The sequence below is a fragment of the Microcoleus sp. B4-C1 genome, assembly GCF_036705285.1.
Classification (GTDB): Bacteria; Cyanobacteriota; Cyanobacteriia; order Cyanobacteriales; family Microcoleaceae; genus Microcoleus.
In genome coordinates this window covers 17,905-30,676 of the sequence record NZ_JAUBUC010000076.1, presented here as the reverse complement: position 1 = coordinate 30,676, position 12,772 = coordinate 17,905, and the positions used below count along the sequence as shown (strand labels likewise).

Genomic DNA, 12,772 nt, shown 5'->3' with positions numbered 1-12,772 from the left:
AACGTATTAAATTCAAGTCCAGTCACCCGACTTAATATTTTGTTACATACTTATGGATTTTCCCGCCGACCTACTTATGAGTATGAACCTGTACCGGAACCGATGACTGCTGTTGGTACGTTTGTGGCTGCGGGAATGGGTTTGTGGTGGAAGAGAAGGGCGGCAAAAAAGGTGTAATACTAATTAGGAGATTAACTGGTTCCTAGGCTCTGCCTGGGAACCGATATCCAGAGGCTCTGCCTCGTCGATTGGGGAGAAAAAGAGGAGGCAGAGCCTCCGGGAATGCGTCCCCAGGCAGAGCCTGGGAACGAGCAACTTAAAACTTGCTTAAAGCGATCGATAAACGCGATAGTTAATTTCAGGGAAAATATTATCAATCTCCTCAACCTTCTCCAACCAACCCGAATCAACTTTCCCTTCTTTCACTTCATCGTAAAGCTTGTGAAAGCGCATTAAGTGCGATCGAGTGCGCCGCACTGCATAGGGAACCATCGTCCCTGTACGCATGATAAACGCCCAGTCAGAAGATTGAGCTAGCAGCACTTCCCGCGCCGCTTGGTTCAAAGCCCGCCACTGCAACTCATCTGCAGGTTCCATGCTTCCCAACTCAATCATCCGTTCCGCTGCTTTGTGCAAGTGCGGGTAAATCCAAGCATTGGTATCGTTGAGCCAATATTCGTGGAAACCCCGGAAACCCCAGCTAGACTGAGACGGGCGGCACACTTGCTGAGTCGGATTTCCCCGCAAATAATCGGCTAAGTGCGTCATATCGTAGGTATTTTGGTCGTACCAACTCTTGCGGAACAGGTAATCTAAGAACCAAGGCCCTTCGTACCACCAGTGACCGAAAAGTTCGGCGTCGTAAGGCGAAACAATAATCGGCGGACGCTGCATAATGCCGTTGAGGTGTTCGACTTGGCGTTCGCGGTTAAAAGCAAAATTGCTGGCGTGTTCCGCTGCTTTTTCCCTTGCCCAGTAAGGATCGTACAACTGTTTATCGCCTAAACCCAATCCGCGACCGGTGATTTTGTGATATTTAATCCCGGTATTTTTCCGCTGGCCGTTGGGCATGATGTAGGGCTTAATGTAATCGTAGTCAGCTTCCCAGCCCAAATCTTTGTAGAATTCGCGGTATTCGGCGGCGCCGGGATAGCCGACTTCGGAAGACCAAACCTGCTGCGAGGATTCGTGATCCCGGCCGAAGGCTGCGACTCCGCATTCGGTGAAAATTGGGGCGTAGCTGCCGTAGCGGGGACGCGGGCGGGCGTAGAGGATGCCGTGACCGTCTGTGAGAAAGTAGCGGAGGCCTGCGTCGGCTAACATCCGCTCTAAGCCTTCATAGTAGGCGCATTCGGGCAGCCAAATGCCTTTTGGTCGGCGGCCGAAGTTTGCTTCGTAGTTGTCGCAAGCTACTTGAATTTGTGCCCAAACTGCTTCGGGGTACATTTTCATCAGCGGTAGGTAGCCGTGGGTGGCACCGCAGGTGATGATTTCGAGGTTGTTGGTATCTTGGTGTTCTTTGAAGGCTTTGACTAAATCTCGATCGTACTTTTCCCAAAAGTTGCGGACTTGAGAGAAATGGGCGGCGTAATGTTCTGCCAAATAGCGGAGGTGGCCGTTTCCGCTGTTGTGTTCGATTTCGAGATCGGCTAATTCTTCGAGTTTGGCCAAGTGGTCGTCGAAGCGGTCTTGCAGCAAGGGGTCGCGCAGCATGGCAACCAAGGGCGGTGTCATGCTCATGGTAATTTTAAAGTCGATGCCGTCGCGCTTGAGCCCTTCAAAGACTTGCAGCAGGGGAATATAGGTTTCCGCGATCGCCTCAAACAGCCATTCTTCTTCTAAAACGTAGTCGCTTTCGGGGTGGCGAACAAAGGGCAAGTGGGCGTGGAGAACGAGGGCGAGGTAGCCAATAGTCATAATGATTTGGATGCCGTAGTTATTAACTGACGCCTGTTAGGGACAGCTTTAAAATATTTTAAGATTTTATGCTGAAACGGGACTCACAAAATGCCGTGTTTTTTTAATAGCCTTTCTCTAACAAACTAAATGTCAGCAAATTCTGATTTTCTGCTTGCTGTCGGATTAAGGCTGCTGCTGTTTGAGAGTCTACTGCCTTTGAGAAAAAGAATCCCTGGGCGTACTCACATTTTAACCCTTTTAGTATAGATAGTTGCGAGGCTTCTTCGACTCCTTCGGCTACTACATCCATGCCTAAATTGTGGGACAAAGTAACGATCGACCGCACAATTTCTGTCGGGTCAATCCCTCCTTTACTGAAATCGAACTCACCTCCCATCCTGCTAACAAAAGAGCGGTCTATTTTTAAGGTATTGGTGGGGAAGCGGTGCAGGTAGGAGAGCGAGGAATAGCCGGTGCCGAAGTCGTCAATGCACAAGTCTATGTTTCGGGTTCTGAGCTGCACCAGCATTGCTGTTACTGATTCGGAATTTTCTATGAGTACACTTTCGGTAATTTCTAGTTTTAAACTGCTGCCGTCGAGGTGAGTTTCTGCGAGGACTCGATCGATGTATTCGATTAAATCTGGCTGAGAAAACTGTTTGACAGAAATGTTGACGCTAACGCTCAACGGGGGGTGGCTGGGAAATAGCTGCTGCCACTGGCGGATTTGGTGGCAAGCTGTGCGAAGTACCCAGCGGCCCAGGGGTACGATCAAGCCGGTTTCTTCGGCGATGGTGATAAATTCGCCGGGGGAAACTAAGCCTCGTTCTGGATGCTGCCAGCGCACTAGGGCCTCAAAACTGGTAATTGTGTTATTGGCAATCGACACGATCGGCTGGTAGTGAATAATAAACTGGGGCGCTGCGGATAAGGGAGGTAAGGCTGATTCGGGGGATGGGGGAAAGTCTTCTTCTGTGGCGGGTTCTCTAATTGATTCGATCGCCCGCCGCAGGTCGTTTTCGAGCTGCAACAGTCGCAAAGCGTGGGCGTGCATGGAACTGTTGAAAACTTCGTGTCGGGCTCTGCCAAGTTCTTTGGCGCGGTACATTGCTGTGTCGGCGTCGCGCAGCAGGGTTGTCGGTTCCAGGTATTCGCCAGAGCTCAAAGCTATGCCGATGCTGGCGGTGATAAATACTTCGTGTCCGTCTAGAAGGAGAGGGGAGGTGATTTTCTTTTGCAGTCGGTTGACAATGCTGCTAGCTTCATTGATGCCCTCGATGTCTTCTAGCAACAGCACAAACTCGTCTCCTCCGATGCGGGCTACTGTATCTCCGGGCCTCAGACAAGCTTCCAGACGCCGCGCGATCGATACTAGCAATTGATCGCCGATGGCGTGGCCGAGGGAATCGTTGACTACTTTAAATCTATCTAAATCGAGAAACAGCACGGCAAACGAGTAGTCTTTGCGCCGTTTTGCCAGCCTCAGAGCGTGTTCGAGCCGATCGGTAAATAGCGATCTGTTGGGCAATCCGGTGAGGGCGTCGTGAAAAGCATCGTGCAGCAGTTGTTCTTCGGCGAGTTTGCGCTGAGTGATGTCGTGACAGTTAATCACGATTCCCTTGACTGCTGGATCGTAGAGCAAGTTGGTGGCTACAGCTTCTACATAACACCAGGAACCGTTGCGGTGGCGGACTCGGTACTCAACTGGGCACTGGCTTCTTTTGGGGTTTTCAATGGCTTTGTGGAGGGTTTCGGTGATCGTAGCGCTGTCGTCGGGGTGAACTATTTCTAAGGCGCTGCGGCCGATCGCCTGGTGGGGCGCGTACCCTAAAATTCGCTTAACCGAAGGGCTGATGTAGCGGAAGATTCCTTCGGCGTCGAGAATGATCGTGATGTCTGTGGCGTTTTCAATCAGCGAGCGAAATCGCTGTTCGCTTTGGCGCAGGGCTGATTCTGCTTGTTTGCGATCGCTGATGTCGAGGGCTACTCCGTCTATAATTACGTCGCCGTTTTCGTTTTTGGAAAATTTAGCGCTGTCTTGCACCCACTTTACCTCCCCCGATCTCAGAACGATGCGGTACTGGCGATCGCAGGGCAAAAGACTCGCTCTCGATGCTGCTACGAGGCTGTCAGACGAGCTTTTGTCCTCTGGATGGATGATTTCGGTCAACAGTTCCGGGTGCGAAATCACTTCTTCGGCCCCGAACCCAGTAACTTCGCGCACGCCCGGACTGATGTAGGGCATGGAGATTGTGCCGTCTGGATGCAGCACGGTGCGGTAGACTGAGCCGGGAATGTTGGCTGCCATTGTGGCTAGCTGCTGCTGGATGCCGCAGACTGCTGCTTCGGCGCGCTTGCGTTCTGCAAGTTCGGTTTGGGCTTGTTGGTAGAGTTCGGCTTGGTGGATCGCGATCGCGCACTGATCGGATATGGCTTTGACTAGCGATAGTTCTTCTGTAGTCCAAGAGCGGGCCCGATCGCACTGGTAGAGGCAAATTCCTCCCAAAAATGATTGCTGGTATAGCAGCGGTGCGATCGCGATCGAGTGAAACCCTAAAAATTGCGCTGATGCTTGCAGTTCCGGGTTCAGAGTCGATAACTCGGCGAGGGCGATCGTTTCTCCGCGGGCGAGGGAGAAGCGATAGTGTTGGGCAAAGTCGCAATTTAGACCGATCGCCCGTTCTCTGTCGGCTGCCTTTAAGCTCATGTAGCGAATCCCGATCTTGCCCTCAGCATCTGGCTGCAATATCGCGCAGCCGCTGATTTCGAGAGCTTCGTGCAGTTGATCTGCGGTGGTTTGCAGCACTTCGTCGAGTACAAGGGTGAAGCGCATGGCTTGAACGATGCGGTTGACTATCGCTTCACGAGTCGCTTGCCGCTGAATTTGGGCGATCGCTTCTTGTTGCTGGCGTCGCATTTTGTATTCTTGGAGCGATCGTTCTAAGACTGTTGGCAACCTAAACAGCCGCCCTTTTAAGACGTAATCTGTCATTCCCGCTTTGATGCACTCAACTGCCGCTTCTTCTCCCAAACTTCCCGTTACTAAAATCAAGGGTATGTCTTGCCCTAATTCCTGCATTAATTTCAACACTTCTAAACCGTTGAAGCCGGGGAGGCGATAATCTGAGAGTACAGCATCGTACTGGCAATTTTCGAGCAGTTTTCTGCACTCTGTTGCTGTTTCTGCCGTGTCGCACTTAAAATTTACCCCTCCCGATTCTAAGGCGAGCACTATTAATTCCATATCTTCTGCCATGTCTTCGATAATCAACAAGTTTAATGTTGATTCCGCTACCATTTTTAGTAGATAGTTGGTTTCATTTATATCTAACATAAGGTATTGGGGATGTTTTCAATTGGTTATTTGTGTTTTTGCTAGTAATTTTTTAGACTTAGTTTTGTTATTAATTTTATCTCGATATTTTTAGCAAAATTAATTATATACTCTACTCGCAAGACCTTTATTTAGCACCTGCAGTCGAGGGCTGACGAACCGATTGGGGAGCACCCCAATTTTTAAAAGAGCATTTTTTAGGAGTACGAGCATCTTGCACAGCCCCGCCTATATCTTTCGCTTCCATCCCTAACAGTGAACACTCCTGTCACACCAAAATTCGGATGCTCTCACCGATTGTGACTTATTTAAGTCTATAAGAGTTTTAAATTTTTCATTTAAAACTCTTATAGACTTAACTTATGAATCTATATTACCGTTTGAGATTGTTTGCCCTAGTTTAAAGTAAAAGGTGGCTCCTTGACTAGGTAGGCTTTCGGCCCAAACCGTACCGCCGTGGCGGTGAATAATCCGCTGGACGATCGCCAAACCGATGCCCGTACCTTCAAATTCTCTCTGGGAGTGCAGCCTCTGAAAGGCTCCAAACAGGCGATCGGCATATTCCATCGGAAAACCCACCCCGTTATCCTTGACAAAAATCGTCCCATCCGGTAAACCCTCAATAACTATTGTAGCCGGAGTGCGTCCGCGGCTGAACTTGACGGCGTTGCTAATCAAGTTGCTGAACACCTGTTGCAGCAAGGTTGAATCTCCCATTACTGTCGGCAAATCTCCGACGGCAAATTCAACACTGTGGGGAGTTTGGGCCGGATCTGCGACTGTTGGTGGTTTAGTCAATTTAATCGCATTTTGTACCAAACGGCTCAGATCGATCGGAATTTGCCTCAACTCGGTGCGAGTCACCCGCGACAGGGCGAGCAAACCGTCAATCAACAGGCTCATTTTTTGGCTGCTGTCTTCAATTACTTCCATATAGTGAACTATTTTGCGATCGCTCAAAGCCTCAGTTAATTCTAGCCGCTGTTTCAACGCTTCTACAAAACCTGAAATGTGTCGCAAAGGTGCGCGCAAGTCGTGGGAAACTGAGTAAGAAAAAGATTCTAATTCTTGATTGGCAGCTTCTAATTGCTCTGTGCGTTCTGACAAAGCTTGTTTTGTCTCTACCAACTCAGTGATATCGCGAGAAGTGCCAATTAAAGCATAAACCTCGCCGTCGAGATTTCTGAGGGGAATTTTAAAAGTATCGTAGTAAGTAGTGTCGCCAGCAATCACAAATTTATCCTGCAAGTGCAGAGTTTCCCCTGTTTCAAATACCTGCGAATTTTCCCTAGAGAATTTTGTGGCTATTTCTGGGGAGAAACATTCAAAAATAGTTTTGCCCTGCATCTCTTTTCTGCTATTTAATCCAGCAGTTTGGGCAACAGATTGGTTGACAAAAGACAGGCGCATCTTCTCGCGATCTACCACAAAAATGTGATCGGGCAAAGCATCAAAAAAAATCTCTAATTCTGCAGTACGTTGCGCGACTTGAGCTTCTAAAGTTTCGTTGAGTTCTTTGAGCTCAAGTTCTACTCGTTTGCGTTCGGTGATATCTTGACCAATGCCGATACAACTGCCGTCTGAAAGACGAACATTTGCCCAAGAAGTGTCGATAATTCGCCCGTCTTTAACTTTTGTTTTGAAGTCGCTCCACTTCTCATTTGCTGCTTTTATTTCATCCAAAACATATTGACGGTATTCTGGCTGCGGATAAAATTCTGCCAAGATATCACGGTTTTTGATTTCTGCCAAACTCCAGCCTAGCACTTGTTCCCAGTGGCGGTTCACCCAGTTTATTTGACCATTTTTGTCTAATAATGCGAGCATAATCGGCACGTTGTCGAAGATTGTTTGCAGCAGTTCTTTTTGCTGTTTTAATGATTCTTCGGCTTGTTTGCGATCGCTGATGTCGAGTACGGAACCGATAATTTGCCTCATTTGTCCGTCTGGCGTTCTTTTGAAAACTTTAGAGCGAGCGTGCACCCAGCGCCATTCCCCATTTTTGTGTTTGATTCTGTAATCTCTGTCATCGGTTTCATAGGGATTCCTACTGTGTTTTAGTCGCTCCATACCTGTAATTAGCTTTAACAGATCATCGGGATGAACTAAGTTGGCTACAGCATCTGTCCCCAAATCTTGCAATTCTTGGGGAGTGTATCCCAGCATAGCTGTGACAGATTCATTTGCATAAATATTTTGGTTTTTTACTGCATCGTAAATGTAGAGAAAATTAGGTATAGTTGTAACAATACTCTCTAAAAGTTGCTGATGTTTTTGCAGTTCCAATTCTGCCTGCTTGCGCTCGCTCAAGTCCAGCACAAAACTGACGCCTAACTGCTTCGTTCCTTCTAAAAATGTGCTGCCCAGCAGCACCGGAACGCGGCTACCATCGGAGCATATAAATTCTTTTTCAAAGGGAACAACCGTATTTCTAGCCTTCAGTTCGGCAACTTTTTCTGTATCTAAACCCACGTATTCAGGTGGTGTCATTTCTTGCCAGTTAACTTTTCCGGCAAGCAGCTCGTCCCGCGTATAATTTACCGTGTTTAAAAAAGCCGCATTCGCATCTGTAATGTGGCCGTCAAGATCCCAAAAAATTAAGCCGATAATATTAGAATCTACTATGGCTTTAAATTTGGATTCGCTTTGTCGCAACTGATCTTCGACTTGTTTGAGTTCTGTGATGTCGCGGGAGATGGATAAAACTGTTTCTACTGAATTGTCTTCAGCAAACTCGGGAATGACTCGACAGTGGTAATATTTTATGCCTTCGGAAGTGGGCAAGTCAAATTCTATGGTTTCTTGTTTGCCGCTACCAAAAACTTTCATAAAAGCCTCATCCCACAGGCTGCACAGGTGCGGTGGCATTCCTGATTCTTGGTTGGTTTTGCCAATCAATTTTTCGGCGTGTTTTCCAATTGTTGATTCTACTGCTGGGTTGATGTAAAGGAGGCAGAGTTTGCGATCGAACCGGGCGATAATATCGGTCGCATTTTCGGCGATGGCGCTGAAAGCTTGTTCGCGCCTATGCAGTTCTTCTTGAGCGCGGTGGAAATCGGTTATGTCTCTGGCAAAAGAGAGAATTGAAACTACTCTTCCCGATTCATCGATTAGTGCGGAATTGTACCATTCACAGTAAATTACTGAGCCATCTTTTGTATAGTTGCGGTTGCGGCAAATGTTGCGGGGTTCTCTGCTGTGTAATAGTTGATTTGTGACGGCACACACTTCCTCGAAGTCTTCTTGATGAACTATTGACCATTCGTGCCAGTATTTGCCGATTACTTCTGCTGCACTCCAGCCAAATATTTTTTCTGCCATTGGCGACCACTGCACTACCCGAAATTCTTTGTCCCACTCTACAACGGCCATTGGTGAGTTTTCTAGGTGAAATTCCCGCCGCGAGTTGGCTTTTTTTATTTGAGTTTGAAGTTGCTGCCGGAGTTGCTTCGCCCTGGCGAAGCGATCGCTAATTTCCTGTGTGTTTGCTGAGCCAGTGTTGGCAATGTGAGCAATGGTTTCTGCTGTTTGTTTTTCGAGTTCGTTCCAAGCGAGTTCGAGGGCTAATTCCGCCTGCTCTAGCTCAGTGATGCTGTTCGGAAACAGTGTGGCACTTTTAACTGGAATTTCACGCATAGTTTTGACACTTAGGCAAGTGTTACTTTGAGAATTCAAAATTAAAGCTTAAAAATTAAAAATATGTAATTTCCTGTTAAATTATACATTTTTAATTTTTAGTCTGTGCGTGGAGCCGATCGTTGGAGACGAGCGGCGTTATTGAAGACCAATAGGCTTGGGTTAAGCCCGATCGCCTTGGCGCCCCCCTGGTTGTTGGGGGGACAAAAACTTACTCTTGCGTCGCCCAACAACCAGGGGGATGCTGCAAGGGATCTCGCCGGGAATAAAGCGTTTTAACCCAAGCGTATTGTATTAAATACTGCCAGTAAAAGGATTTGGGGTGTAGATCGATCGGCAATTGTAGTCGATCGATCTAAAACTCTCCTGGGTAAGGGAATGGTGCGGGCAGGAGCAGGCGCTAAGTATATTTTTGCACAGAGTTGTTGTTTGGGGGGCGATCCAAAGGAGATCGACGTGGCTGCAGCCTTGGGTCGATCGCCAATCTGTAGCAGGGTGTTGCTTAGGGAGATCCCCATTTGTCTCAACTAAACACGCTTTCCCCAAGTCCGACAGGGGTTTAAACCTGCCGAACTCAGGGTTTGAGGCGCTTGCTGACACCAATGAAACCGCCGCTACCTACAAATAATCTCCAATCAGTTTGGTCAATAAAAAGCTAAAATAAAATCTAAAGTTATTCAGTCTTTTAAATTGCTTATGACTGCTTCTGCACCCTCTTCGATAAAAAACCGAACTCAGTACGAAGCCATTATCGGCCTCGAAACTCATTGTCAATTAAGTACGAATACTAAAATTTTCTCCAGTTCTTCTACAGAATTTGGCAATGCCCCAAATACTAACATAGACCCAATTTGTATGGGAATGCCGGGAGTTTTGCCCGTATTAAATCAAAAAGTGCTGGAGTATGCGGTGAAAGCAGGGCTGGCTCTCAACTGCGAAATCGCACCTTACAGTAAGTTTGACCGCAAGCAATATTTCTATCCCGATTTGCCGAAAAATTATCAAATTTCTCAGTTCGATTTGCCGATCGCTACTAACGGTTGGCTAGAAATTGAACTGGTGGATGAGACGGGAAATTCTACTCGAAAAAAAATCGGTATCACTCGCTTGCACATGGAGGAAGATGCCGGAAAATTGGTTCACGGCGGCAGCGATCGGCTCAGCGGTTCAACTTATTCAATGGTGGATTACAACCGCGCCGGTGTGCCTCTAATCGAAATTGTTTCGGAACCGGATTTGCGATCGGGCGCGGAAGCTGCCGAATACGGTCAAGAATTGCGCCGGATCGTGCGCTACATCGGTGTTGGCGACGGGAATATGCAGGAAGGTTCGCTCCGGTGCGACGTGAATATTTCGGTGCGCCCCGTTGGCCAAAAAGAGTTCGGCACGAAGGTGGAAATTAAAAATATGAACTCTTTTAATGCGATCGAACGGGCGATCGATTATGAGATCGAGCGGCAAATTCAAGCTGTGGAAAATGGCGAAACCATCATCCAAGAAACCAGGCTGTGGGATGAAAACAAGCAGTGTACTTTCAGTATGCGGGTTAAGGAAGGTGCGAGCGATTATCGGTATTTCCCGGAACCGGATTTGCCTCCGATCAAAGTTTCGACTGAGCAATTGCAGGATTGGCAAGCTCAACTGCCAGAATTGCCGGCAATGAAGCGCCATCGCTACGAAACTGAGCTTGGTCTTTCTCCCTACGACGCGCGGGTGCTGACTGACGACAAAGCGGTGGCGGAGTATTTTGAAAAATCGATCGCCGCTGGTGCTGTGGCTAAACAAGCTGCCAATTGGGTGATGGGCGATATTACTGCTTATCTGAAAAATGAAAAACTGGCGATCGCAGAAATTCCTTTCCAACCGCAGGATTTAGCCGAACTGCTGGGGCTAATTGAGGCCGGTACGATCAGTGGCAAAATCGCTAAGGATATTTTGCCGGAGTTGCTGGCAAACGGTGGTTCGCCTCAGAAGTTTGTTGAAAGCAAGGGTTTGATTCAAATTTCGGATACTGGGGCGATCGAGCAAGCGATCGATGCGGTGTTAGCCGCCAATCCCAAGGAGCTCGAACAGTACCGAGCCGGTAAAACTAAGCTGCTGGGCTTTTTTGTCGGCAAGGTGATGAAGGAAACGGGCGGCCGGGCCGATCCCAAACTGACCAATGAGCTGCTGGCGGCGAAGCTTAACGCCCCAGGTTAAGCAGTTGTTAAGGGGGTCGTGTAGCGGATACAGCGGCGGGCGATCGGTTTTTCCTGAGCTCGCCCTTCTGGCGGGATCGTAACTTTATAATTAATCTACATTTCTTTACAACATCTTCACGTTTGGGGGGTGACACCCCTCATCCCCATCGTGTTATATTGTGTTATGTAGATGCACCCTGATGGCAGAGGGAGTTACTTAGGTAGCTCTCTCTTTTTTTTGTCTTTTTTTTTGTACGGACGTGAAAATACGGATGGGGGAGAGGGGGATGGGCCATACTGAAATGTTGCACCATTCTCAATCAGCTTTTTATGAACAGGCAAGATGCCTGTTCCACAAAGAGTGAATTTTCTCGTGGAACAGGCATCTTGCCTGTTAAGCGCAAGATGCCTGTTCCACAAAGAGTGAATTTTCTCGTGGAACAGGCATCTTGCCTGTTAAGCGAGAATGGTGCAATATCTCAGTTAATATCAGCTTTAGTTATTAACTAATTTGGACAGTATGAGCGAACAAGCTAGCGAGCTAATCAAGCAGGGGATTTCGCAATATCAGGCGCGTCAATTTGAGGCGGCGCTGGGTTCTTGGCAGGAAGCGCTGGGGCTGTATCGCTCAATGGACGATAAGCGCCGATCGGGTGCGGCGCTGGGTAATATGGGTGTAGCTTACGAAGCGCTCTTGAATTATGCTCAGGCGATCGACTGCTACCAGCAACATTTGGTGTTAGCGCGGGAAATTGGCGATCGCCGGGGCGAGGCGAATGCTTTGGGCAATCTCGGCAATGCTTGCTGTGCTCTGGAGGATTTTTCTGGTGCTATTGATTACCAGAAACAGCGTTTGGCGATCGCGCGGGATACTGGCGACGGGCGCTCTGAATTGGAAACTTTGGGCAATTTGGCGCTAGCTTACGATGCTAAGGGAGATTTGCCTGGTGCGATCGAATGCTATCACCAGCAGTTGTCGATCGCGCGCACCAGCAAGGACGATCGCATTGAGCGCAATGCTCTCAAGTATTTGAAGATCGGCTACAAGTATTTAGCAGATTATGACAAGGCTAACCAGTACCGACAGGAGCAATTGGCGATCGTCCGCGAACTGTTTTTAACTGATAAAAATAAGAGTTTTGTACAACTTGCAGAAACAGTGGGTTTGAATCCGATTGAGGATTTTGCTGGGGCTAATTTAAGCGGTTTTGACTTGCACTACGCTGATTTTAACGGTGCAGATTTGCGCGAAACTAACCTCCAGGGGGCAGATTTGACTTTGGCCGATCTCAGCGGTGCTTTGCTGAGCGCTGCTATTTTAATTGATGCTAATTTGTGCAATGCTAATTTGCGGGATGCTGAACTCAGCAGCGCCAATTTGAGCGGTGCTGATTTGCGGACAAAGCTGCCGCGGGCGAATTTGAGCGGTGCAAATTTAAGCGGCGCCAATTTGAGCAGTGCTTATTTACCGAATGCGATTTTAGTAAATGCAAATTTGACAAATACTGATTTGAAGAATGCTGATTTAAGTGGTGTTAATTTGAGTGGTGCGAATTTAAACGGTGCTGATTTGAGCCGCGCTGATTTGAAAAATACGGTGGTTAAAAATGCGAGCTTTTCGGGTTGTGTGGGAATTTCGGAAGCCCTGAAGGTTGAATTGATGGCACGGGGCGGGATTTTTGAGTAGAATTAATTGGAAAGGTTGGTAATTGTAGAGGGTAAG

7 protein-coding genes are annotated in these 12,772 nt (G+C 47.9%); 4 read left to right on the top strand and 3 right to left on the bottom strand.

Translation table 11 applies throughout. From position 1 onward, the window contains the following. Window positions 1-39: 39 nt before the first annotated feature. Entirely contained in the window at window positions 40-177 is a 138-nt protein-coding gene (locus tag QUB26_RS32095) for a PEP-CTERM sorting domain-containing protein (protein ID WP_333245972.1), read from the top strand. A 150-nt stretch (window positions 178-327) separates the two neighbouring features. On the opposite strand, the gene QUB26_RS24330 is transcribed toward QUB26_RS32095, so the two are convergent. The 3 genes from QUB26_RS24330 to QUB26_RS24320 form a co-directional block, all read right to left on the bottom strand. Next, window positions 328-1,917: a glycoside hydrolase family 57 protein gene (locus QUB26_RS24330; protein WP_015175045.1), complete on the bottom strand. Its 1,590-nt coding sequence runs from the start codon at window positions 1,915-1,917 to the stop codon at window positions 328-330. A gap of 103 nt (window positions 1,918-2,020) precedes the next feature. Beyond that, window positions 2,021-5,233, bottom strand: a complete 3,213-nt coding sequence (locus QUB26_RS24325; RefSeq protein WP_333320052.1) for an EAL domain-containing protein — start codon at window positions 5,231-5,233, stop codon at window positions 2,021-2,023. Window positions 5,234-5,593: 360 nt separating this feature from the next. After that, the gene (locus QUB26_RS24320; RefSeq protein WP_333320050.1) at window positions 5,594-8,869 is read right to left on the bottom strand and encodes a PAS domain S-box protein; all 3,276 of its coding nucleotides are present in this window, start codon (window positions 8,867-8,869) and stop codon (window positions 5,594-5,596) included. A gap of 696 nt (window positions 8,870-9,565) precedes the next feature. On the opposite strand from QUB26_RS24320, the gene gatB reads away from it, so the two are divergent. The 3 genes from gatB (at window position 9,566) to QUB26_RS24305 (ending at window position 12,736) form a co-directional block, all read left to right on the top strand. Further along, complete coding sequence (gatB, locus tag QUB26_RS24315; protein ID WP_333245966.1) at window positions 9,566-11,068, top strand: Asp-tRNA(Asn)/Glu-tRNA(Gln) amidotransferase subunit GatB; 1,503 nt, start codon at window positions 9,566-9,568, stop codon at window positions 11,066-11,068. 368 nt (window positions 11,069-11,436) lie between these two features. Continuing rightward, on the top strand, window positions 11,437-11,559 hold the full coding sequence (locus QUB26_RS24310; protein WP_333291189.1) for a hypothetical protein: 123 nt from the start codon (window positions 11,437-11,439) through the stop codon (window positions 11,557-11,559). Between the two features lie 10 nt (window positions 11,560-11,569). After that, on the top strand, window positions 11,570-12,736 hold the full coding sequence (locus tag QUB26_RS24305; protein ID WP_333245965.1) for a pentapeptide repeat-containing protein: 1,167 nt from the start codon (window positions 11,570-11,572) through the stop codon (window positions 12,734-12,736). Window positions 12,737-12,772 lie beyond the last annotated feature (36 nt).